The organism is Rhodanobacter sp. FW104-R8 (assembly GCF_001617365.1).
Lineage (GTDB): Bacteria > Pseudomonadota > Gammaproteobacteria > Xanthomonadales > Rhodanobacteraceae > Rhodanobacter.
This window is the reverse complement of the sequence record NZ_LVJR01000097.1, coordinates 1-21,633: the sequence shown is the minus strand read 5'-3', so window position 1 is coordinate 21,633 and position 21,633 is coordinate 1. Positions and strand designations below refer to the sequence as shown.

Sequence of the window (21,633 nt, the reverse complement as noted above, 5' to 3'; positions counted from 1 at the left end):
TGCGCGGCCGCGCAGGCGAGCAGGGCGAGGAGGCAGGCGAACCAGCGCAGCATCGGGTCGGCTTCCGGACGGGTGGCGGGAGCCTAGCCTAGCGGACGCACGCGGAAGTTGCGGCCCTTGATCCGGCCGGCGCGCAGGCGCTCCAGCGCCTTGTTCGCCAGCGCGCGGCCGATCGCCACGTAGGCACGGGTGGCGAACACGTCGATCTTGCCGATGTCCTTCGCCTCCAGCCCGGCCGCGCCGGTAAGCGCGCCGAGGATGTCGCCGGGGCGCAGCTTGTCCTGCCGGCCGGCGTCGATCACCAGGGTCTTCATCGGCGCCAGCTGCAGCGTCTTGCCGCGCGGCGGCGCGATCTTCAACGCACGCCACGGCAGCGGCGCGCCGTTCAGTTCCTCGATGTTCGCCGCCTTCGGCCGCTCGCGCGGCGTGCACAGGGTGATCGCCAGGCCCGCCTCGCCGGCGCGGCCGGTGCGGCCGATGCGGTGGGTGTGGGTGTCCGGGTCGTGCGCCACGTCGTAGCTCAGCACCAGCGGCAGCGCGACGATGTCCAGTCCGCGCGCGGCCACGTCGGTGGCCACCAGCACGTTGCAGCTGCGGTTGGCGAAGCGCACCAGCACCTCGTCGCGGTCGCGCTGTTCCATGTCGCCGTGCAGGGCCAGCGCGGAGTAGCCGCGGCGGTCCAGCTCCTGCGCCACCGCATCCACGTCCTTGCGCATGTTGCAGAACACCAGCGCGTGCTGGCCGCGCTCGCCGGCCAGCAGCTGCGCCAGCGCATCAAGTTTCTGCGCGGGCTCCACCTCGATGAACTGCTGCTCGATCGCCGGTTTTTCCTCGACGGGCGCCTCCACCGTGACCTCGACCGGATTGTTCTGCACGCGCTGGCTCACCGCGCGGATCTCGTCCGGATACGTCGCCGAGAACAGCAGGGTCTGGTGGTGCTTGGCGATGCGCCCGACGATGTCGTCGATCGCCTCGGCAAAGCCCATGTCGAGCATGCGGTCGGCCTCGTCCAGCACCAGCACCTTGATGCCGCCGCCGTGCAGGCTGCCGCGCTTGAGATGTTCCTGCACGCGGCCGGGCGTGCCGACCACGATGTGCGGGTCATGCGTCAGCGAGGCCAGCTGCGGCCCCAGCGGCATGCCGCCGCACAGGGTCAGCAGCTTCACGTTCGGGATGTTCGCGGCCAGCTTGCGGATCGCCTTGCTGACCTGGTCGGCCAGCTCGCGGGTGGGGCACAGCACCAGCGCCTGCAACCGGATCGTGTCCGCGTCCAGCGCCTGCAGCAGGCCCAGCCCGAACGCGGCGGTCTTGCCGCTGCCGGTCTGCGCCTGCGCGATCACGTCGCGGCCTTGCAGCATCGGCGGCAGGCTTTGCGCCTGCACCGGGGTCATCCCGGCATAGCCGAGCGTGTCGACGCTGGCGAGCAGGGCGGGTTTGAGCGGAAGCGTGCTGAAAGCGGTCATCCGTGCATGATCGCATGGCGGCCGGCATGGCATGGGCTTGCATCCGGTCGCCGGCTCGCGGACCCTGTACGGCCATCGCCCCACGAATCGCCGCCATGGACACCGTTTTCATCGAAGACCTGCGCATCGACGCCGTCATCGGCATCTACGACTGGGAGCGCCGGGTGCGGCAGACGCTGTCGTTCGACATCGAGATGGCGTTCGACAACACCGTGCCGGCAGGCAGCGACGACATCGCGCTGACGCTGAACTACAAGGAGGTGTCCAGGCGCCTGATCGATTACGTGGGCGCGTCCAGCTTCGGCCTGGTCGAGACGCTGGCCGAACGCTGCGCGGGGATCATCCGCGAGGAGTTCGGGGTCGGCTGGGTGCGCCTGAAGCTGTCCAAGCCGGGCGCGGTGCGCGGCGCCAAGGCCGTCGGCGTGTGCATCGAACGCGGCACGCGGACTTAGAGCCTCTTGAATGCCTCCGCATAGCCCGCGTTGTCTTGCCGTGGCCGTCAGGTGGTGGCGCGTGGCGCAGCGCCTGCCTGGCTGGCAGGCCAAGCCGCGCGCTGCCGCATGGCGGCCACGGCAAGACAACCCGAAGGGCCGGGTCTGTTTGCCCGCATGCCAGCGTCATCACTCAGTCATGGACCGACGTCCACTCCTTCATTCTTCCTTGGCCTGCGCGCAAACAGCTCCCGGCGCGGGCCATGCGGAGGCATTCAAGAGGCTCTAATGATGGCGCGTGTCTACCTGAGCCTGGGTTCCAACCTCGAACCGCAGCGCCACCTGCCGGCGGCGATCGTCGCGTTGCGCGAGCGCTTCGGCGGGATCGACGTGTCGCCGGCGTATCGCAGCAAGTCGGTGGGCTTCGACGGCGCAGACTTCGTCAACCTGGCGGTGGGGCTGGACACCGGGCTGTCGCCCGCGGCGCTGAACGACTGGCTGCATGCGCTGGAGGACCGCCATGGCCGCCGCCGCGACGTGCCGCGCTATGCGGACCGCACGCTGGACATCGACATCGTGTTCTACGACGCCCTGGTGCTCGACGGCCCAGGCCACCTGCAGATCCCGCGCAAGGAGCTGCGGCACGCGTTCGTGCTGCGGCCGATCGCCGACATCGCGCCGGCGTTCCGGCATCCGGTCAGCGGGCGGAGCATGGCCGAGCTGTGGGCGGCGTTTCCGGCGGGGCACGAGCCGCTGCAGGTCGAAGCGCTGCCGGATTGAGTGAAGCGCACTGTCGCACGGATGCGGCGGGTGCTAGAAAGGGCGCACTCGCGATCCACGGACGAAGGGGGAGAGACGCATGGCCGGGAAATTCGCACGCAGTTGGGCGTTGATGAAGGCGAGCGCGGCGGTGCTGCGTTCGGACAAGTCGTTGCTGGTGTTTCCGCTGTTGTCGGGCCTGTGCACGCTGCTGGTGGCGGCCAGCTTCCTGGTGCCGGTCGGCATGGCGATGGTCGGCCAGCAGCAGGCCGGCGAGCAGATCGGGCGGCACATGTCGGCGGGCACCTACCTGCTGATGTTCTGCTTCTACCTCGTGCAGTACTTCGTGATCATCTTCTTCCAGACCGCGCTGACCGGCGTGGCGCTGATGCACCTGCGCGGCGAGCCGGCCAGCGTGGGGGCCGGCTTCGCGCTGGCCCGCGCGAGGCTGCCGCAGATCCTCGGCTACGCGCTGATCGCCGCCACCGTCGGGCTGCTGCTGCGGATGGTGCAGGAGCGGCTCGGCCTGATCGGCCGGCTGGCGGCCGGCTTCATCGGGCTGGCCTGGACCGTGGCCACCTTCCTGGTGGTGCCGGTGCTGGCCGGCGAGGGCGTCGGCCCGGTCGATGCGGTGAAGCGCAGCGTGGAACTGCTCAAGCGCAGCTGGGGCGAGAACCTGATCGGCAACGGCGGCATCGGCGTGGTGTTCGGCCTGCTGATGGTGCTGGCGGTGCTGCTCGGCGCAGCGTTGATCGGCGGCGCCGTCGCGCTGCAGTCGGCCGCCGCGATCGTGCTGGCGGCAGTCGTGGTGGTGCTGGGGCTGACCCTGCTCGGGCTGGTCCAGGCGTCGTTGCAAGGCATCTACTCGGCCGCGCTGTACCGCTACGCGGAAGCGGGCGAGGCCAGCGTCGGCTTCGACCAGGCGCTGCTGCAGCAGGCCTTCGCGCCGAAGAAGAAGTAACCGGTACGCGGACCACGCAACCGCGAAGCCCGAGCATGCCGCAATACCCTCCCCTGCTCTGTAGGGGAGGGTAGGGCTGGGGTGCTCTTGGTGCTCTTCGCGAAACTCACACCGACAGCGTGCGCCCGCCGTCCACGCGGATGATCTGCCCGGTGACGAACGGCGCATCGCGCAGCAGCCACAGCACCGCGCCGGCGACATCTTCCGGCGTGCCGGCGCGCTGCAGCGGGGTGCGTGCCAGCATCGCCTGCTGGTCGGCGTACGGCTTGCCGTCGCTGGGCCACAGCACCGCGCCGGGCGCCACGCCGTTGACGCGGATCTCCGGACCCAGCTCCAGCGCCAGCGAGCGGGTCATCGCGGCCAGTGCGGCCTTCGCCATGCAGTACACGGTATGTTCCGCCAGCGGACGCTCGGCGTAGATGTCGATCATGTTGACGATGCCGCCGCGCGCCTCGCGCAACGCCGGGATCGCCGCCTGGCTGAGGAAGAACGGCGCCTGCGCGTTGGAGGCGAACAAGCTGTCCCATTGCTGCGGCGTCGCCGTGCCCAGCGGCGTGGGAAAGAACGCCGAAGCGTTGTTGACCAGCGCATCGAGCCGTCCATAGTGCGCCAGCAATTGCGCGATCAGCGCCGGCAACGCCGGCAGTTCGGCCAGTTCGGCCTGCAGCAGCAGGGTGCTGTCGCCGCGCTGTCGCTCCAGCTCGCCGGCCAGCGCGCGGACGTCGTCGGCGGAGTGGCGGTAGTGCAGCGCCAGGTCGTAGCCGGCCGCGTGCAGCGTGCGCGCGGTCACGGCGCCGACGCGCCGGCCGGCGCCGGTGACCAGGGCGACGGGGCGATCATGGCGTGGCGGCATCGTGCGGCTCCGGCGGCTATGCAGGCCCCAGCTTGCCGCAAAGGCGGCAGCGCGTCATCCCGCGCGGCTCAATCAGCCGGCGGCCTGCGCGGCGCGTGGTCGGCAGCCTTGTGCGCGGTGGCGGCGACCTTGCGCGCCGCACCGGCGTCCTCGAACGCGAACTCGCCCTCGAACATCGCGATCGCGGTGCGGGCGACCTGTCCGGTGTCGTGGTGCGCGTAGGCGCCGACGCCGAGCGCGCCGATCACCGGCAGCCAGCGCGCAACCCCGCTGCCCAGCGTGCGCCGGGTGAGCTTGATGCCGACCTGCCTGGCGATGCGCTCGACCACGCCGTACGACGCCTGCCGGAACACCAGCCGGTCGCCCATGCGCACCACCAGGTCGCGGAACGCCTGCGCCGTGGTGTGGCGGAACAGGCACCACAGCATCTGCTCGCGGCCCAGCGTGGCGTGGCGGCCGTAGGCGGCGGCAATGTCGCTGACCATCTGCGCCTGGATCTTCCAGATCGCGAGCAGTTCCGGCAGCAGGGTCAGCCAGCCCAGCGGGCCGGGCGGCAGCGCCAGCGAGCCGGCGGTGAGCGCGGCGCGCCGGGCGGCGCGGCTGGCCAGCCGACGCGCTGCGTCCGCGGGAGCCGTGCTGCCGGCGACCGAGCTGTCCGGCACGTGGCTGACGAAGTCCAGGATCGCCTCGGCGATCCGGCCGCGCTCGGCCGGTGCGATCACCGCGGGTACCTGCTTGCTGTGCCGGGTCATGTGCGCGATTCCGTGGCATCCATCGGCGCAGTCTAGAAGCCCGGCGTGAAGCGCGACCCAACGGCGTGCCGTGCTGGCCACGGTTCCCCCGCCAGGCATGACTTTCGGCGCAGGCAGGGTGGGATAACATTCAGTAATGTTATAACATCACAAATCTTTCATATGCGCCTTGTTCGTTCCTTGCCGGGATTCCTGATGAAACCTTCCATGCTTGCCCTGAGCCTCGCCGTCGCGCTGGGCACGACCGCCGTCCGCGCTACCGGCGCAGCCCCGCCGCCGTCCGCCGATGCTCCTGTCGCCGCCGCGGATACGGAAAGTCGTACCGAGGGCGGCAGCCGCAACAAGCCGTCGGCCCAGGTGAAGGATCTCGGCGCGGTCTCGGTGACCGGCGCGCTGGACCAGGCGCGCAACGCGCTGTCGCCGGATACCGGCTCCAGCCAGTACGTGATCGACCAGCAGGCGATCGCGCAGCTGCCGCTGGGCGCCTCCACGCCGGTGAACCAGGTGCTGCTGCAGGCACCGGGCGTGGTGCAGGATTCCTACGGCGGCGTGCACGTGCGCGGCGACCACGCGAACCTGCAGTACCGCATCAATGGCGTGATCATCCCCGAGTCGATCGGTGGCTTCGGCCAGAGCCTCGACGCGCGCACCATCCGCACCGTCAAGCTGCTCGACGGCGCGCTGCCGGCGCAGTACGGCCTGCGCACCGCGGCCGTGGTCGACATCACCACCAGGAGCGGCAGCGAACTGGGCAATGGCGGCAGCGTGGGCATCACCGGCGGCAGCAACGGCACGCTCAGCCCGAATGCGTCGGTCTGGGGCAGCAACGACCGCTGGAGCTGGTTCCTCACCGGCAACTACCTGGAGAACGACGCCGGCATCGAGAACCCCACGCCGAGCAAAAAGCCGATCCACGACCACACCAACCAGGCGAAGGGCTTCGGCGACATCAGCTACCTGATCGACAACGACACCCGCCTGAGCTTCCTGTTCGGGGCGGCCAACAACCGCTTCCAGATCCCCAACAACCCGCACCAGACGCCGCAGTTCGGCTATCTCGACATGGTGGACTTCAACTCCGCCGATCTCGATGGGCGCCAGCGCGAGAACACCCGCTTCGGCGTGCTGGCGCTGCAGGGCAAGCTGGGCGCGACCGACTACCAGGTGTCGGTGGGCCAGCGTTACAGCAGCCTCGCCTACAGCCCGGACCGGATCGGCGAGCTGATGTTCAACGGCGTCGCCTCCGCCGTCAGCCGCAGCAACCGCGCCAGCACCCTGCAGGCCGATTTCGCCACGCCGCTGGGCGACCGCCATACCCTGCGCTACGGCATCTACGGCAGCTTCGAGCGCGCCATCAGCGGCAACAATGCCTGGGTGTTCCCCGCCGACGCCGGCGGCAACCAGACCAGCACCACGCCGATCAACATTCTCGACGGCAGCCGCCTCGTGGCGAAGACCTGGTCGGCCTACGTGCAGGATGAATGGAGCATCGGCGACGACTGGACGCTGAACTACGGCCTGCGCGGCGACCGCTACCAGCTGGTGCGCAGCGAGAGCCAGCTGAGCCCGCGCCTGGGCCTGGTCTGGCAGGCCACCGGCAGCACCACCGTCCACGCCGGCTACTCGCGCTACTTCACTCCGCCGGCGACCGAGATGATCGCCAGCTCGAACATCGCCAAGTTCGACGGCACCACCAATGCCGTGTCGGACATGGGCAACAACACGCCGCTGGCCGAGCGCTCGGATTATTTCGACGCCGGCATCTCGCAGAACATCGGTTCGGCCTGGACCGTCGGCGTGGACGCCTACTACCGCAAGGTGCGGCGCCTGCAGGACGAAGGCCAGTTCGGCTCCGCGCTGGTCTACTCCACCTTCAACTACGAAGCGGGCCGGGTGAAGGGCGTGGAGTTCACCGCCAACTACGAGCACGGGCCGCTGTCCGCCTACTTCAACGCGTCGCTCGGCAAGGCGATCGGCAAGCGCATCATCACCAGCCAGTACAACTTCGCGCCGGACGACCTGGCCTGGGTCAACAACCACTGGATCTTCCTCGACCACGACCAGAGGCTCACCTCGTCCGGCGGCATCAACTACGCGCTGGACGACGGCACCAGGATCGGCGCCGACTACCTGTTCGGCAGCGGCCTGCGCAAGGACGGCGCGGTGCCGAACGGCGCCTCGTTGCCGGCGTACTTCCAGCTCAACCTCAACCTGTCGCACGACTTCGCGTTCGAGCGCTTCGGCAAGCTGCACACCCAGCTGGCGCTGATCAATGCGCTGGACCGCACGTACGAACTGCGCGACGGCAGCGGCATCGGCGTCGGTGCGCCGCAGTTCGGCCCGCGCCGCGGCGTGTTCCTGAGCCTGCAGAAGGATTTCTGATCTCCTTCGCAGCCTGCATGCGCTCCTACGGTTGCATCAGGGGGAGTTGGCGCGAGATGCGCAAGCCCATCCGCTATGCTTGCCGCGTTTTTCATGACCGGCAACGACCATGTCTTCCCGCCTCCCCGAACCGACGGCCGACGAACGCGCCCATTCCGACCGCCTGCTGCAGTTGCTGCGCGAGCAGATCGCTTCGCACGGGCCGATGCCGTTCTCGCAGTACATGGAGCGCTGCCTGTATGCGCCGGGGCTGGGCTACTACAGCGCGGGGCGCACCAAGTTCGGTGCGGCCGGCGATTTCGTCACCGCGCCGGAACTGGGCGGCCTGTTCGCCGGCTGCGTGGTCAACGCGGTGCAGCCGGTGCTGGCGATGCTGGGCGAACAGGCGGATTTCCTCGAGCTGGGCGGCGGCAGCGGCGCGTTCGCCGAGGCGGCGCTGAAGGCGATGGCGGCCAGCGGCACGCTGCCGCGGCAGTACTTGATCCTGGAGCCCAGCGCCGACCTGCGCGAGCGCCAGCGCGAGCGGCTGCGCGCCAACCTGCCCGCCGAGCTCCACGCCCGCGTGCAGTGGCTGGATCGCCCGCCCGAAGAGGACTGGCGCGGCGTGCTGTTCGCCAACGAGGTGATCGATGCGTTGCCGGCCACGCGTTTTGCGATGCGCCAGGGCGAGGTCTACGAGGAGCACGTGGCGCTCGACGGCGAAGGCCGGCTGATCCGCGTCGACCGCCCGGCCGACGCGCTGGTGGCCGGGGCGGTGCGCCACGTCGAGCGCGACCTCGGCGTCGATTTCACCGATGGCTACCGTTCGGAGATCCTGCCGCAACTGCCGTACTGGGTGCAGGCGGTGGCCGGCGCGCTGGTCGCCGGGCTGATGCTGTTCATCGACTATGGCTACGTGCGCCGCGAGTACTACCTGCCCGAGCGCGACGACGGCACCTTGATGGCGCACTATCGCCACCACGCGCACAACGACCCGCTGTACCTGCCGGGCATGAACGACCTCACCGCCTCGGTCGACTTCACCGCGCTGGCCGAGGCCGGCAACAGCGCCGGCTTCGGCGTGGCGGGCTACCTGCCGCAGGCGCAGTTCCTGATTGGCGCGGGTTTGCAGCAGGTGTTCGAGGAGGCCCAGGCGAAAGTCGCCGACGAGCACGGCCGCTACCGGCTGGCGCAGCAGGCGAAGCGGCTGATGCTGCCCGAGCAGATGGGTGAACGCTTCCAGGCGATGCTGCTGGCGCGCGGCCTCGATGCGCTGCCGCTGCCGGCCGAACTGCTGGCCGCCGACCGGGGCGAGCGGCTTTGAGCGCGCGCGTGCCGCCGCAATCGCCGGTGCGGCTGCGCTGGCATGCCTGGTGGGTACTGCTCGGCGCGCTGATCATGCTGTGGACGCTGTGGATGGCGCTGACCCCGGACCCGGGCATCACGCTGGCGTTCCCCTGCGGCGACAAGCTGCTGCACGCGACCACCTTCTGCTGCCTGATGGGTTGGTGGGGCAACGTCTATCGCGAGCGCCGTCCGCGCGGCTGGGCCGCGCTGGGCTGCCTGGCCTTCGGCATCTTCATCGAGTTCGCGCAGTGGCTGGATCCGCCGCGCGACGCCGATGCGCTGGACGTGCTCGCCGACGGCGCCGGCATCCTGGTCGCGCTACTGTTGCTGCGCACACCGCTCGCCAGCGTGTTGGCGAGCGTGGAAGCGCGTTCAGTGCGCCGGCAGCGGGACTGAACCGGCCGCTGCCGGCGTCGTCGCCGGGCTGGCCGGCGCAGGTGCCGAACCGGCCGCCGCGGGGGCCGCGACGGGCTCCGCCGGCAACGGTTCCACCGGCGTGGCGTCGGCCGGGCGGCGCGCCAGCTGGCCGCGCTTGAACAGCTCGCTGGCGACCTGGTAGTAGGCCACCGCCTGGTCGATCTGTTCCTCGTTCTGCGGCACGATCGGGGTGGCGTCGCCGCTGGCGTAGTCCGGCTTCATCTGCTCCAGCTTGCGCTGCGGCTCCAGCACGGTGAGCACGTCGTGGTGCAGGTAGCCGAGCTTCTCGTAGGTGGCCGGGAAGGCGCGCTCGCGGCCGGACTCGAGCTGGAACAAGTCGTAGCCGAAGAAGCGCGAGCGGTAGCTGAAGTTGAGCAGGCCGAGCAGGGTCGGCGCGATGTCCACCTGGCCCATCAGGCGGTCCACCCGCTGCGGCGGGATGTGCTTCGGCGCATAGATCCACAGCGGCACGTGGTAGCGGTTCACCGGCACGCTGGTCTTGCCCGCGCTGGAGGCGCAGTGGTCGGCGGTGATCACGAACACGGTGTCGTCGAAATACGATTTCTCCCTCGCGCGCCGGATGAAATCGCCGATCGACCAGTCGGTATACGCCACCGCACCCAGGCGGGTGCCGTTGGCCTGCTGCACGCGGCCTTGCGGGAAGGTGTACGGCCGGTGGTTGGAGGTGGTCATGACGTGCAGGAAGAACGGCTTGCCCTCGGCGTGGATCTGGTCCATCTGGGCCAGCGCCAGCGTGTACAGGTCCTCGTCGGCCACGCCCCAGACGTTCTCGCTGTGGATCGCGGCGGTCTTCGGGATGTCGCGCCGGTCCACCGCGCGATAGCCGTTGTGGCTGAAGAAATAGTTCATGTTGTCGAACTCGCCGTAGCCGCCGTAGACGAAGTCCGACTGGTAGCCGCGATCGTTGAACACGGTGGCCAGCGAGAACAGATTCTCGTTGCCGTGCTCCTTCAGCAGCGAATCGCCGGGCGTGGGCGGCACCGACAGCGACAGCGCCTCCAGCCCGCGCACGGTGCGCGTGCCGTTCGCGTACAGGTTGTCGAAGAACAGGCTCTGGCCGACCAGCGAGTCGAGGTAAGGCGTGACGTGGTCGGGATTGCCGAACGTGCCCAGGTAGTCGCCGGACAGGCTCTCCACGCTGATCAGCACCACGTTGAGACGCTTCTCCGGGCCGACCCGGCGGATCGCGCGGGTGAGGTCGCGCGGGTCGTCGCTGACGTAACTCGCTTCGGGCGTCTTCAGCATCTCGCGCACGCGGCGGAACGCCTCGTCGTCCGGCAGCGTGCGGTAGAACTTCGCGTAGTCGAGGTGGCTGCTGCGGAACGCGTTGAAGAACTGGTAGATGCCGTTGCCGGCCAGCTCGTTGACGTAGTTGTTGCCGGTGCGATCCTTCATGCTGCCGTTCACCGCGGCCGTCGAAATCGTCGTCAGCACCAGCCACAGCAGGGCCACCTTGCCGCGCTGCCAGAAGCGGCTGCCGTCGTCGCGCACGTGCAACGCGCGCCGGCCGATCGCGAACAGCACCAGCGTGCCCGCCGCCAGCAGCGCCAGCCAGCGGCCGATCGGGTAGGACTCGCGGATGTTGCCGATCACCTCGTTGGTGTAGACCAGATAGTCCACCGCAATGAAGTTGAAGCGCACGCTGAACTCGTTCCAGAACACCAGCTCGGACGCCGCCACGAACAGCAGCCCGTACAGCAGCGCCAGGGCCAGCCCGTACAGCACCCACTGGCCGGTGCGCGAGGCATAGGCGAAGCCCGGCAGCGGCAGCACCAGCAGGAACGGCAGCACCAGCGGCCAGGTCATGCCCAGGTGCGCGCGGTAATGCAGGTACAGCGCGCCCAGGCACAGCGCGTACACCAGCGCCAGCACCAGCAGCCACGCCAGCCAGCGCGCCAGCCCGGACACGGTGGCGTGCCGCGTCGGCACCAGCCACAGGAACAGCACCATCGGCCACGCCACGTAGACGAAGGTGACCAGGTCGTAGCCCAGGCCCACGCCGAACGCGTACAGCAGGTTCAGCGGCGTATGCGGCACCTCGCTGCCGGACATCGCCAGCAGCACCACGCGGGTGGCCAGCGAGACGACCAGGAAAACGACGGCCAGCCACCACAACGGGCGGAAACGCTGACGCAGGGGCGAGGTCGGGGTGAAGGCACGCGGCACAGGCAACTCCAGCTGGGATCATGAGAGCGATGCATGCCCGGGCGGACATGGATATCCGGGCTTTATACCGCGGATCCGCTTGGCGATGGATGAGTCCGCAGCGCGGCGATGGCCTCGACGCGGGCCCGCTCCATCGCCTGGCCGATCGCCGGGCCGGCCAGGCCCTGCGCGACGAAGCCGGCGGCATCCACCGCCGCGGCCGCCGCGCGCGCGGCGCGCAGGTACGCCGCTTGCGGGTAGTCGTCGTCGCCGTGGCCGAGCCGGCCGCGCTTGTCGGCGGCGCAGGCGGCGAGGAACGCGTCCAGCCGGGCCGGCCGGCGCAGGGCATCCAGCGCGCCCAGCAGCTTCAGCACGGTGGCCGGCTTCAGCTCGAACGCGCGGTGCGCGTTCAGGTGCTCGCGGCAGACCAGTTCGGCCAGCGCCGCGTGCTCGTTCGGCACCTTCAGCCGCGCGGCCAGCGCGTGCAGCGGCGCCACCCCGCGATGCTCGTGGCCGATGTGGCGCGGCAGCTCGCCGGCCGGGGTCAGCGCCTTGCCGAGGTCGTGGGTCAGGGCGCAGAACCCCACCACGTCGTCGCCCGGCGCCAGTCGCGCCGCCGCGTCCAGCACCATCTCCAGGTGCACGCCGGTGTCGATCTCGGGGTGGAACTGCGCGCGTTGCGGCACGCCGTACAGCGCGTCGACCTCGGGGAAAAGCACGGCCAGCGCGCCGCACTCGCGCAACACGCGCAGGAACATCGACGGCTGCGGCTCGGCCAGCGCCTTGCGCGTCTCCGCCCACACGCGTTCCGGCACCAGGTGGTCGACCTCGCCGTCGGCCACCATCTGCCGCATCAGCGCCATCGTCTCGTCGGCCACGGTGAAGCCCAGCGGCGCGAAGCGCGCGGCGAAGCGCGCCACCCGCAGCACCCGTACCGGATCCTCGACGAACGCCGGCGACACGTGGCGCAGCATGCGCGCCTCGAGGTCGCGCACGCCGCCGAACGGGTCGGTCAGTGCGCCGTGCCCGTCCTCGGCGATCGCGTTGATGGTGAGGTCGCGCCGGGCCAGGTCCTGCTCCAGCGTGATCGTCGGGTCGGCCTGGAACACGAAGCCGTGGTAGCCGCGTCCGCTCTTGCGCTCGGTGCGCGCCAGCGCGTACTCCTCGCCCGTCTCCGGATGCAGGAACACCGGGAAGTCCTTGCCCACCGGCGTGTAGCCCAGCGCCAGCAATTGCTCCGGCAACGCGCCGACCACCACGTGGTCATGGTCCACCACCGGGCGGTTCAACAGCTTGTCGCGGACCGCGCCGCCGACCAGGTAGATGTGCATGGGGGGATTCTGCCATGCGCTCGCGCCGAGCCGTCAGGATCAGGCCGCCCGCCGCGCCGCGACGGCCGTCACGTGCGCCTATGCAGGAAAACGTGGCAGGCGCGCTCGCCCATCACTTGCCGGGTGCAGGCGTAGCCCAGCGCCGGCAGGTCGATGCCGGCGAGCAGGTGTTCGCCGCGGCCGAGCAGCACCGGGCGCAGGGCGAGGTGCAGTTCGTCGACCAGGCCGGCGCGCAGGTACTCCCGCACGGTGGCCACGCCGCCGCCGAGGCGCACGTCGCGGCCGCCGGCCGCGTCCTGCGCCTGGCGCAGGGCGGACTCGATGCCGTCGGTGACGAAGTGGAACGTGGTGCCGCCGGCCATGCGCAGGCTGGCGCGCGGATGGTGGGTGAGCACGAACACCGGCACGTGGTAGGGCGGCTCGTCGCCCCACCAGCCTTGCCAGCTTTCGTCCGGCCAGGGGCCGCGCACGGGACCGAACATGTTGCGTCCGAGGATCCAGGCGCCGATGCCGGCGAAACCCTGTTCGGCGAGGTCGTTGTCGACGCCGCTCTCGCCACTGTCCTCGCCCTGCATCCGCCGCCACAGCCGGGTGGGGAAAAACCATTCCATCAGTTGGGGGCCGCCGACGCCGAGCGGATGCTCGAGATCCTGGTCCGGCCCGGCGCCGTAGCCGTCGATGGAAAGCGAAAAACTCTGCACTCGAAGTTTAGACATGTCGTGGTCCGCCGCGCCGCCGCTCGATGGGATGAAAGCAATTTAAGGCAATTCAAGAGGACGGAGGCAATTAATGCGGCCCTTCGTTACGGATCGGCCGCGTGGCCGACAGGCTACGGGCCTGCCCACTGTCTTCGCCGTTTGATTACCTCCGTCTCCCCGTGCAGCCCGGCCGCGGCCGCCTACCGCATACCGGAATCGCAGACGATGGCCACGCGGGCGATCCGGTTCGTGCGGATCGTGACCTCGACCGTTTCGCAACGCGGCCACGCGGCGTGCCGAACGTCGACGCCGACCTCGTACGTGCCGGCGGGCACGGCCACGGTGAACTGCCCCTGTTCATCGGTGATCGCGCGGGCCACGACGCTTCCCCGGGCGTCGCGCAGCTGCACCGTTGCCCTGCGGTAGGGGCTTGCGTCCGGCCCGCCCGCTCGCTGCGGCCCGGGGCCGGCGGGCGACATGCGCACCGTCCCGCCCACTCCGGTGACATGGCTCGCACCCATGCCGGCCCATGCCAGCACGGCGATTGCACCGATGCCCAGTACGTACGTGCGGATTCCGTGGCCCATGGGATCGACTCCGGCAGGTTCGGCTTCGAAACGCACCACGGCCGAAGCAAGCGTCTGATACCTGCCGTGGCGTGCGCAAGCCTAACCGTTTTCGAGGCCGCAGGCCGCGCCTGTGTTCCAGGCCGTGCGCGGCGTGGCTTTATGCTGCCGCCACCCTCACGTAAGCTGGCGCCGTGAAGTGAAAGGCGGCCACAGGGGGCTTCCGGGCATGGTGGACAAACAGGCTCATCCGCTGTTGCGGGATCGCGCCGTGGGCCTGTCGGCGGAACTGGTGCGCCAGCTCGACGAGGCGGTGGACGCGGTCGATCGCCGGCAACCGGAGCAGGCCGAGGCGTTGCTGGCGGAATTGCTCGCGCGGGAGCCGGCTTGTGCCGAAGCGCGGCGCCTGCTGGGCGTGGTGCAGCAGCTGCGCGGCGAGCATGCGCTGGCGGTGGCGAACCTGCGGCAGGCGGTGGCGCAGAACCCGGACGACGCGCTGGCACAGATGAACCTGGGCATCGCGTTGCAATCGGTGGGCGAACCGGAGGCGGCGCTGGCCGCGCTGCGGCGAACCTGCGGGCTGGCGCCCGATTTCGCGCCGGGCTGGTTCAACTACGGCCAGATGCTGCTCGCCCTGGGGCGGCCGGTCGGCGCGATCACGGCGCTGCATCGGGTACTCGACCATGACCCGGACCACCCCGCCGCGCGCCTGGTGCTGGCCGAAGCGCAGGCCGGTCTCGGCGCGGCGGCCCAGGCGGCGGCGAATTACCGCGAGGTGCTGCAGCGCCGGCCGGCCAGCGCGGAGGCGTGGACCGGCCTGTGCAACCTGGCCGGCGAGCGCTTCGGCGCGGACGATGTCGCCCGGCTGCGGCAGGTGCTGCAGACCGCGTTGCCGACGCCCGCGGTGCGCACCGCGCTGGGCTTCGTGCTGGCGCGGGCGCTGGAGGACCAGGCCGAATTCCACGAGGCGTTCCGCGTGCTGCGCAAGGCCAACGCGCAGGTGCGCCGGCAGGTGCAGTGGAACGCGAGCGCGGAGCATGCCCGCGCCGAGGCGATCCTGGCGGCCTTCGCCAGTCCGCTGGACGGCGCGCGGGAGGCGTCGGCGGACGGGCAGGTGGTGTTCGTGGTGGGCCTGCCGTGTTCCGGCGCCGCGCTGGTGGCGCATTCGCTCGCCGCACACCCGCAGGCCGGCGGCGACGACCGGCCCGACCTGCAGCAGGTGATCCAGGCCGAGTCGCTGCGCCGTGGCCCGGTGGGCGCGCGGCGCGCAGGCACGCAGACGCCGGAAGACTGGGCGCGGCTGGGGCGCGACTACCTGGCGCGCAGCGACTCCCGCCGCGGCGGCAAGCCGTGGCTGGTCGACGCCTGCCTGCCGAACTGGCTGCTGCTCGGCGCGGCCATGACGATGCTGCCGCAGGCGCGCGTGGTGAACGTGCGGCGCGACGCGCTGGAGACCTGCTTCGACTGCTACAGCCAGCTGTTCGCCAGCGGCAACGAGTTCAGCTACGCGCTGGACGACCTCGCCGGCTACTGGCACGACTACGACCGGCTGCTGCGCCACTGGCAGGCGCTGTATCCCGGGCGCGTGCTCGAGCTGACCGGCGAGTCGCTGCTGGCCGAACCGGAAGACCAGCTGCGCCGGGTGCTGGCGTTCTGCGGGCTGGACGACGATCCGGCCTGCGCGGCCAGGCTGCGGGCCGAGCGCGGCGCGCGTGCGGACGTGGCGCGCGGCGCGCTGTACGGCAGCGAGCTGGACCGCTTGCGGAAGTTGCTGGACGCCGCCTGAGATTCAGCGCCGCCGCCTGCGCTGCGCGGCCAGCCGGCGTTGCCGCGGCGGCTCGTTGAGCAGCACCGGCAGCCACGGCGTCAGCGCTTGCGGCGCGATGCCCAGCGCGGCGTAGCCGTCCACCTTGCCGACCGAGTCGGTGCGCAGCGAGCGGAAGTTGTCCAGCGAGAAGGGCTTGCCGGGCAGCAGCTCGGCGAACCGCGCCTGCAGGCGGCCGAGACTGTCGGGCAAGGCGATGACCGGCGTGCGCAGGCCGGCGGCCGCGCGGATCGCGCGCACGATCTCGCCCAGCGTGAGCACCTCGGGGCCGTACAGCTCGAAGCTGCGCCGCACGCCCAGCTTCTCGTGGTCGACGCAGCGGGCGATTGCCTCAGCCACGTCGCCCGCCCAGGTGGGCGCCATCCGCGCCTGCGCGCGCGCCAGCGGCAGCGCCGGCATCTGCCGCAGCAGCTTGGCGAAGCGGCTGACCAGGCCGTCGCCGCGGCCGAAGATCACGCTGGGCTGGTAGATCGTCCATGCCAGCCCGGAGGATTTGACCAGCGCCTCGGCCTCGCCGCGGGTCTTCAGGTACTGCGACAGGCCCTGGCCGGCCTTCAGCGAGCTCATCTGGTGCAGGCGCTCCACGCCGCTGGCGTGGCAGGCGGCGATCAGCCGGCGGGCGAGTTCCACGTGCGCGCGCTGGAAGCTGTGCCGCCCTCGCGGGTTGAGGATGCCGACCAGGTTGATCACCGCGTCGGCGCCGGCGAGGTGCCGGCGCAGCACGTCGTCGTCGTAGACGTCGGCGCTGCGCACGCTCACCCCGGGCAGCACGCCGAGTTCGCGATGCTGCTCGCGGTTGCGGCTGAGCAGCACGATGCGGTGGCCGTCGGCGGCCAGCCGCGGCACCAGATGGCTGCCGACGAAACCGGTGCCGCCGAGGATGACGAGTTGCCGTGCGCTCATGCGAAGGCTCTCCTGCACTCAGGGCGTGGCGGCCGCCGCGCTGGCCGCTGCGGCCGGGGCGACGGCCGGCGGGCAGTCGACCGGGCGGCGCACCGTCGCGGCGGTCGGCAGGGCGTACGGCTGGCCGATCGCGCTCATGCGGTCGGCCAGCGATACCACCGGGCCGCCGCTCAGGCGCCAATCGTAGATCACGCTGAACGCCATCACCCGCGCCACGTATTCGCGGGTTTCCTTGAACGGCATGGTAGCCACGAACAGGTCCGGCGCCAGCGTGCCGCGCGCGGCCAGCCACTGCTCGACCTTGTTCGGCCCGGCGTTGTAGGCGGCGCTGGCCAGCCACGGCGAACCGTTGAAGCGCGCGGCCATCTGCGCCAGGTAGCGCGTGCCCAGCGCAATGTTGGTGACCGGGTCGTACAGCGTGTCGCCGCCGCCCCAGTCGAGGCCGTTGCGCTTGGCCACCAGCGCGGCGGTGGACGGCAGCAGCTGCATCAGGCCGCGCGCGTCGGCGCCGGATTGCGCATCGCTCACCCAGGCGCTTTCCGCGCGCAGGATGCCGTAGGCCCAGGCCGGCTCGACGCCGGCCTGTTCGGCCTGCGGCACCAGGCCGTCCTGGCTGGCCAGCGGGAAGCGCAGCTCGTACAGCCGCAGCGCCTCGCCGCTGTTCAGGACGAACACCGCGCGGTCGTACCAGCCGCGGCGGTTGGCCAGCACGACGGCTGCGCGCTGGGTGGTCGGGTCGGCGTCCTGCAGCGCGCGCGCCCATTCGCGCCGGGCCGGCTTCGGCAGGTCCACCGCGTACAGCTCGAAGGCGCGGCGCAGGCCGGGGTTGGCCAGCAGGGCCTGCTCGCGCTGCGGGTCGTCGGTCGGGGGCAGCGGGCAGATCGCGTACGGCCGGTCGAGCCGGTCGGCGGAGAGGAAGCCGAAGAAGGTGGCCTGCCCGGCCTGGGCCTCGAACAGCCGGCGTGCCTCGTCGTCGCGGTTCAGCGCGGCCAGCGCGCGGGCGCGGAAGTAGCGCCACTCGCCGTCCTGCTGCTGGTCGGCGGGCATCGCGTCGATGCCGGCGAGCACGGCGCTCCAGTCCCGCCGGGCCAGCGCCACGCGGACCCGCCATTCGCGGGTGCCCTCGGACTGCGCGGCGGCGGGCAGCGCGATCAGCCGGGCCAGCGCGCCGTCGTCGAAATCGGTGGCATGGAACAGCGCCAGCGTGCGCAGGATCCGGTCGCGCTGCGCTTCGCTGAAGGCGAAGTGCGAGCGCAGCTGCTGCCACGCGGTGTCGGCGTCGTCGACCTGGCGCCGGGCCAGCCGGGTCAGCGCCAGCGTGGCAGCCTCGCGTTGGCGGGGCTGGTCGGGCCAGCCGGCGGCGGCGGCCAGGGCGGCGGCCGGATCGCGCAGCGCCAGCGCCAGTTGCTGTGCGCTGCGGCGGCCGGGTTCGCCCAGCCAGTCGGCCAGGCTGGCGATGGTGCCGGCCTGGCCGGCGTCGGCGGCGCGGTCGATCCGCGTCCACAGCCGCGCATCGGTGAGCAGGCCCTGGTCGTGCGCGGCGCGGAGTACCGGGTCGCAGGCGTCGGGCAGGCTCGGCCGGGTCCACAGTTCGGCCAGGTCGCGCTCGAAATCCAGCGCGGCGCCGCCGGCCAGCCGCGCCTGCAGCGCGTTGCAGCTCAGCGCATCGCCGAGGCCGGGCTGGTACAGCGCGAGGAAGCCGCTCCAGTCCTGGCGCTGCGCCAGTTCCAGCAGGAACGCGCGGCGCAGGTCGGCGGCGGGGATCCAATCGGGGTATTGGCGGAGATACGCCTCCACGCTGGCGCGGTCGACCTGCCGGATGTCGTGCTGCAAGGCCGCGGCCGGCAGGTACGGATACAGCGGATAGTCGCGCAGGCCGCCGGCCAGGCCGCGCCAGCCGTCGCCACCCTGTTGCGCGGCGGCGTAGGCCTGCTTGAAGGCCGCGCGCTGGGCGTCGACGGGTTCGGCGGCCTGCGCCAGTACGCCCGTCAGCAGCCAGCCGGCGACCAGCAGCCAGACGAGCAGGATGCGCCGCGGCGGGAAGGAAACGGACATGGGGGCTCCTGCGGTGGATCGCGGGCAGTGTAGTCGATGCGCCTGAACCGCTTGTCGCGGTGTCGTGAGCGCGTGGCGCCGGCCGGCGCTGGTAAGCTGCGGCGTTTGGCTTCCAGCATCCACGGGATCGGCATGTCACCAGCAGCTCCGCCTGTCTTTCGTCGCGTCTGGCCGGCGTGGCTGGCGCTGCTGCTGGCGGCACTGGCCGGGGCGACTTGGTGGTGGGCGATCGGCCGGCCGGTGGCGCTGCCGGATGCGCCGTCGGCGCGGATCGCCTGCGTTTCGTATGCGCCGTTCCGCCTGGCCGGCGAGACGCCGCTGGATGCGCGTGCCTACATCAGCCCCGAACGCATCGACGCGGACCTGCGCGCGCTGTCGCAGCGCTTCGACTGCGTGCGCACCTACTCGCAGGGGCAGGGCCTCAGCGCGGTGCCGGAGATCGCCGGGCGCTACGGCATGCAGGTGCTGCTGGGGATCTGGCTGGGCGGCGACGCGAAGTCGAACGCGCAGCAGGTTGCGCTGGGTATCGCCACCGCCAACCGCTACCCGCAGGTGGTGCGCGGGCTGATCGTGGGCAACGAGGTGCTGCTGCGCGGCGAGCTGTCGCCGGCGCGGCTGGCCGGCTACCTGCAGCAGGTGCGCGCGGCGGTCGGCGTGCCGGTGACCTATGCCGACGTGTGGGAATTCTGGCTGCGCCATCCCGAACTGGCCGGCTCGGTCGACTACCTCACCATCCACATCCTGCCCTACTGGGAAGACCAGCCGGTGCCGCCCGAAGGCGCGGTGCAGCACGTGGCGGCGGTGTACGCGAAGGTGCAGCAGGCGTTTCCGGGCCGCCGCGTGATGATCGGCGAAACCGGCTGGCCCAGCGCCGGACGGCCGCGCCAGGCGGCCAGCGCCAGCGTGGTCAACGAGGCGCGCTACCTGCGCGAGTTCCTGCGCTACGCGGCCACCGTGCACATGCCGTACAACGTGATCGAGGCGTTCGACCAGCCGTGGAAACGCGCGCAGGAAGGCACCGCCGGCGGTTACTGGGGCATCTTCGACGCGCAGGCGCGGCCGAAGTTCGCCATGCAGGGGCCGGTGACCGAGGAGCCGCGCTGGTGGCTGGGCTGGCTCGCCGCCGCGGCCGGCGGCGTGCTGTTCGCGCTGGCCGGCGGCCGGCGCCGCCGCGCGGGCCGGCTCGCCCTGCTGCTGGCCGGCACGGCCAGCAGCAGCGCGCTGGCGTGGCAGTACCGGCAAGCGCTGTACGCCTGCCGCGACGGCTGGGAGTGGGCGCTGTCGCTGGCGGCCTGCGCGCTGGCCCTGCTCACCGCACTGCGGCTGGCGCGCTGGATCGCCGCGCGGCTCGACGGCGATCCGGCGCCCGGCGTGCCGCCGCGCTGGCTGCGCGCCGGCTGGCTGTTCGCGCTGGCGTATTACGGCCTGCTGCTCGCGGTCGACGGGCGCTACCGGGATTTTCCGCTGGGCCTGTTCTGGCTGCCGTGCGCCGGCTATGCGCTGCTCGGCTGGCTGGGCGAGCGCCGTGCGGCCGTGCCGCCGCTGCCGGAGGAACGCTTCCTCGCCCTGTGGCCGTTGCCGCTGGCCCTCGCGGTGCTGGTGCAGGAAGCCGGCCTCACCCCGGTGGCGTGGCTATGGCTGGGCCTGAACCTGCTGCTGGTGCTGCCGGTGCTGGTGGAGTGGTGGCGAGGGAGGCGCTTGGTGGTGCCATAGGCGCGGCTCGTCGGGCAGTAGTATTCGGGGATTCGCAGGTAGGTGGATGCGGACGGGGTTGTTGCTTAATTACCTCGATCCCTGTTGATCATCCCCATTGACCGTAGCTCTCTCTGGAGAAATCTCGTGGCATGGGTTTTCCAAGGAAATCCGAAAAAATTTGACATTGATGATTATGTCACTCGCTACCCAGAATTGATTTACTGGTGGACACCACACTACCAATCGCAGATCGCAGCAGGTGATCGAGCAATCATTTGGAGGTCAGGAGCGGATGCCGGTGCAATAGCTATCGGCACTGTTGTTGAGGCGCCAGTTCCAGGAACGGCCGTTAAACATCCGGAAGCTTTGGGTGTCGATCTTTGGCGGACAGAAGAGCCAGATCCAGAGGAGCCGAGAACGGGCATTCACCTCCAAGAAATTCGACTAACTCCCTCAGAAGGGTTTCTGTCGCGTGCCGACGTAAAGGCCGATGCAGCCCTAAGCAGTGCGACTCTTATCACCGCGCCACGCGGCACAGTCTTTGCACTCGACGCAGTTCAAACAAGCACCATCGAGCGTCTCTGGGGACTCGTCGGCTCTCCATCATCACCGGTACTATTCGGCGCATCCGAAGGCGAACGCCGGCTCATTTCGCACTATCGTCGAGAGTGCTCCAACTCTTTGCGGCTAACGAAGCTGGCCGACGTACGTTCACGCCATGGAAAGTGTGTCTGCGCTCTTTGCGGCATCGACGAGACTTCAAAGTATCCCAAGCAATTCGGCGAGCACATCTTTGAAGTCCATCACTTGTCGCCCCTGTCAGTGGCTGCAACGCCAGTTCGCACAACTCTCGACGACCTTGCGGTGTTGTGTGCAAGCTGCCATAGGGCAGTTCATGCCACGTCACAAGTCGAGAGTAATTATGCGGCTCTTGCCAAGCATCTGCGCGGAGCGACGTAAGGGGACGGCAGCAACTTGACCTTGCCCTCGAATTCCGCACCCCATAACCGAGGTCATGAGCTGGCTTGTTTGGCCTGATCGGTCAGCCAG

The 21,633-nt window shown here is 70.5% G+C and carries 18 protein-coding genes; 9 read left to right on the top strand and 9 right to left on the bottom strand.

From position 1 onward, the window contains the following. Positions 1-83 precede the first annotated feature (83 nt). Positions 84-1,463, bottom strand: a complete 1,380-nt coding sequence (dbpA, locus tag RHOFW104R8_RS12875) for an ATP-dependent RNA helicase DbpA (protein WP_068097497.1) — start codon at positions 1,461-1,463, stop codon at positions 84-86. A gap of 95 nt (positions 1,464-1,558) precedes the next feature. Between dbpA and folB the strand changes: the two genes are divergently transcribed. The 3 genes from folB to RHOFW104R8_RS12860 all read left to right on the top strand — a co-directional run bounded on the left by folB (position 1,559) and on the right by RHOFW104R8_RS12860 (position 3,614). Continuing rightward, on the top strand, positions 1,559-1,915 hold the full coding sequence (folB, locus tag RHOFW104R8_RS12870) for a dihydroneopterin aldolase (RefSeq protein WP_068097495.1): 357 nt from the start codon (positions 1,559-1,561) through the stop codon (positions 1,913-1,915). Between the two features lie 270 nt (positions 1,916-2,185). Next, positions 2,186-2,674, top strand: coding sequence for a 2-amino-4-hydroxy-6-hydroxymethyldihydropteridine diphosphokinase (folK, locus tag RHOFW104R8_RS12865; RefSeq protein ID WP_068097607.1), 489 nt, complete (start codon positions 2,186-2,188; stop codon positions 2,672-2,674). A 79-nt stretch (positions 2,675-2,753) separates the two neighbouring features. Next, positions 2,754-3,614 carry a DUF6159 family protein gene (locus RHOFW104R8_RS12860; protein WP_068097490.1) on the top strand — a complete coding sequence of 287 codons (861 nt, stop codon included), beginning with the start codon at positions 2,754-2,756 and terminating at the stop codon, positions 3,612-3,614. A 106-nt stretch (positions 3,615-3,720) separates the two neighbouring features. On the opposite strand, the gene RHOFW104R8_RS12855 is transcribed toward RHOFW104R8_RS12860, so the two are convergent. Then, positions 3,721-4,467, bottom strand: a complete 747-nt coding sequence (locus RHOFW104R8_RS12855; RefSeq protein ID WP_068097488.1) for a pteridine reductase — start codon at positions 4,465-4,467, stop codon at positions 3,721-3,723. Positions 4,468-4,535: 68 nt separating this feature from the next. Then, positions 4,536-5,219 (bottom strand): hypothetical protein, encoded by a 684-nt coding sequence (locus RHOFW104R8_RS12850; protein WP_068097485.1) that lies wholly within the window; start codon positions 5,217-5,219, stop codon positions 4,536-4,538. Between the two features lie 195 nt (positions 5,220-5,414). Between RHOFW104R8_RS12850 and RHOFW104R8_RS12845 the strand changes: the two genes are divergently transcribed. From RHOFW104R8_RS12845 to RHOFW104R8_RS12835, 3 genes are all read left to right on the top strand, one after another. Next, positions 5,415-7,601: a TonB-dependent receptor gene (locus RHOFW104R8_RS12845; RefSeq protein WP_068097482.1), complete on the top strand. Its 2,187-nt coding sequence runs from the start codon at positions 5,415-5,417 to the stop codon at positions 7,599-7,601. Between the two features lie 109 nt (positions 7,602-7,710). Then, complete coding sequence (locus RHOFW104R8_RS12840; RefSeq protein WP_068097480.1) at positions 7,711-8,904, top strand: class I SAM-dependent methyltransferase; 1,194 nt, start codon at positions 7,711-7,713, stop codon at positions 8,902-8,904. A gap of 8 nt (positions 8,905-8,912) precedes the next feature. Beyond that, positions 8,913-9,323, top strand: coding sequence for a VanZ family protein (locus RHOFW104R8_RS12835; protein WP_068097477.1), 411 nt, complete (start codon positions 8,913-8,915; stop codon positions 9,321-9,323). Here RHOFW104R8_RS12835 and RHOFW104R8_RS12830 read toward each other — a convergent pair. From RHOFW104R8_RS12830 to RHOFW104R8_RS12815, 4 genes are all read right to left on the bottom strand, one after another. Further along, positions 9,300-11,531, bottom strand: coding sequence for an LTA synthase family protein (locus tag RHOFW104R8_RS12830; protein WP_068097473.1), 2,232 nt, complete (start codon positions 11,529-11,531; stop codon positions 9,300-9,302). The genes RHOFW104R8_RS12835 and RHOFW104R8_RS12830 overlap by 24 nt on opposite strands. Before the next feature lie 62 nt (positions 11,532-11,593). Then, on the bottom strand, positions 11,594-12,841 hold the full coding sequence (locus RHOFW104R8_RS12825; protein ID WP_068097469.1) for a multifunctional CCA addition/repair protein: 1,248 nt from the start codon (positions 12,839-12,841) through the stop codon (positions 11,594-11,596). Positions 12,842-12,909: 68 nt separating this feature from the next. Beyond that, the gene (locus RHOFW104R8_RS12820) at positions 12,910-13,557 is read right to left on the bottom strand and encodes a dihydrofolate reductase family protein (protein WP_068097466.1); all 648 of its coding nucleotides are present in this window, start codon (positions 13,555-13,557) and stop codon (positions 12,910-12,912) included. Between the two features lie 182 nt (positions 13,558-13,739). Beyond that, positions 13,740-14,126, bottom strand: a complete 387-nt coding sequence (locus tag RHOFW104R8_RS12815; RefSeq protein WP_068097463.1) for a carboxypeptidase-like regulatory domain-containing protein — start codon at positions 14,124-14,126, stop codon at positions 13,740-13,742. Between the two features lie 208 nt (positions 14,127-14,334). On the opposite strand from RHOFW104R8_RS12815, the gene RHOFW104R8_RS12810 reads away from it, so the two are divergent. Then, the gene (locus tag RHOFW104R8_RS12810) at positions 14,335-15,891 is read left to right on the top strand and encodes a sulfotransferase (protein WP_068097460.1); all 1,557 of its coding nucleotides are present in this window, start codon (positions 14,335-14,337) and stop codon (positions 15,889-15,891) included. A 3-nt stretch (positions 15,892-15,894) separates the two neighbouring features. Here the strand turns inward: RHOFW104R8_RS12810 and RHOFW104R8_RS12805 are convergent, their stop codons facing one another. Together RHOFW104R8_RS12805 and RHOFW104R8_RS12800 are read right to left on the bottom strand one after the other, a co-directional pair. Further along, positions 15,895-16,833, bottom strand: coding sequence for a complex I NDUFA9 subunit family protein (locus RHOFW104R8_RS12805; protein ID WP_068097457.1), 939 nt, complete (start codon positions 16,831-16,833; stop codon positions 15,895-15,897). An 18-nt stretch (positions 16,834-16,851) separates the two neighbouring features. Continuing rightward, on the bottom strand, positions 16,852-18,888 hold the full coding sequence (locus tag RHOFW104R8_RS12800) for a transglycosylase SLT domain-containing protein (protein ID WP_068097454.1): 2,037 nt from the start codon (positions 18,886-18,888) through the stop codon (positions 16,852-16,854). 132 nt (positions 18,889-19,020) lie between these two features. Between RHOFW104R8_RS12800 and RHOFW104R8_RS12795 the strand changes: the two genes are divergently transcribed. Beyond that, positions 19,021-20,601 carry a glycoside hydrolase family 17 gene (locus RHOFW104R8_RS12795; protein WP_068097451.1) on the top strand — a complete coding sequence of 527 codons (1,581 nt, stop codon included), beginning with the start codon at positions 19,021-19,023 and terminating at the stop codon, positions 20,599-20,601. A 126-nt stretch (positions 20,602-20,727) separates the two neighbouring features. Next, a complete protein-coding gene (locus RHOFW104R8_RS17035; protein ID WP_153021772.1) occupies positions 20,728-21,543 on the top strand; it encodes an EVE domain-containing protein in 816 nt (271 codons plus the stop codon). The last annotated feature ends 90 nt before the right edge of the window (positions 21,544-21,633 follow it).

Excerpts from the sequence above, each read along its gene's own strand:
- RHOFW104R8_RS12825 (WP_068097469.1), bottom strand. The coding sequence starts at position 12,841 with ATGCACATCTACCTGGTCGGCGGCGCGGTCCGCGACAAGCTGTTGAAC.
- dbpA (WP_068097497.1), bottom strand. The coding sequence starts at position 1,463 with ATGACCGCTTTCAGCACGCTTCCGCTCAAACCCGCCCTGCTCGCCAGC.
- RHOFW104R8_RS12840 (WP_068097480.1), top strand. The coding sequence starts at position 7,711 with ATGTCTTCCCGCCTCCCCGAACCGACGGCCGACGAACGCGCCCATTCC.
- RHOFW104R8_RS12860 (WP_068097490.1), top strand. The coding sequence starts at position 2,754 with ATGGCCGGGAAATTCGCACGCAGTTGGGCGTTGATGAAGGCGAGCGCG.
- RHOFW104R8_RS12850 (WP_068097485.1), bottom strand. The coding sequence starts at position 5,219 with ATGACCCGGCACAGCAAGCAGGTACCCGCGGTGATCGCACCGGCCGAG.
- RHOFW104R8_RS12810 (WP_068097460.1), top strand. The coding sequence starts at position 14,335 with ATGGTGGACAAACAGGCTCATCCGCTGTTGCGGGATCGCGCCGTGGGC.
- RHOFW104R8_RS12805 (WP_068097457.1), bottom strand. The coding sequence starts at position 16,833 with ATGAGCGCACGGCAACTCGTCATCCTCGGCGGCACCGGTTTCGTCGGC.
- RHOFW104R8_RS12815 (WP_068097463.1), bottom strand. The coding sequence starts at position 14,126 with ATGGGCCACGGAATCCGCACGTACGTACTGGGCATCGGTGCAATCGCC.
- RHOFW104R8_RS12845 (WP_068097482.1), top strand. The coding sequence starts at position 5,415 with ATGAAACCTTCCATGCTTGCCCTGAGCCTCGCCGTCGCGCTGGGCACG.
- folK (WP_068097607.1), top strand. The coding sequence starts at position 2,186 with ATGGCGCGTGTCTACCTGAGCCTGGGTTCCAACCTCGAACCGCAGCGC.
- RHOFW104R8_RS12795 (WP_068097451.1), top strand. The coding sequence starts at position 19,021 with ATGTCACCAGCAGCTCCGCCTGTCTTTCGTCGCGTCTGGCCGGCGTGG.
- RHOFW104R8_RS12800 (WP_068097454.1), bottom strand. The coding sequence starts at position 18,888 with ATGTCCGTTTCCTTCCCGCCGCGGCGCATCCTGCTCGTCTGGCTGCTG.
- folB (WP_068097495.1), top strand. The coding sequence starts at position 1,559 with ATGGACACCGTTTTCATCGAAGACCTGCGCATCGACGCCGTCATCGGC.
- RHOFW104R8_RS12855 (WP_068097488.1), bottom strand. The coding sequence starts at position 4,467 with ATGCCGCCACGCCATGATCGCCCCGTCGCCCTGGTCACCGGCGCCGGC.
- RHOFW104R8_RS12820 (WP_068097466.1), bottom strand. The coding sequence starts at position 13,557 with ATGTCTAAACTTCGAGTGCAGAGTTTTTCGCTTTCCATCGACGGCTAC.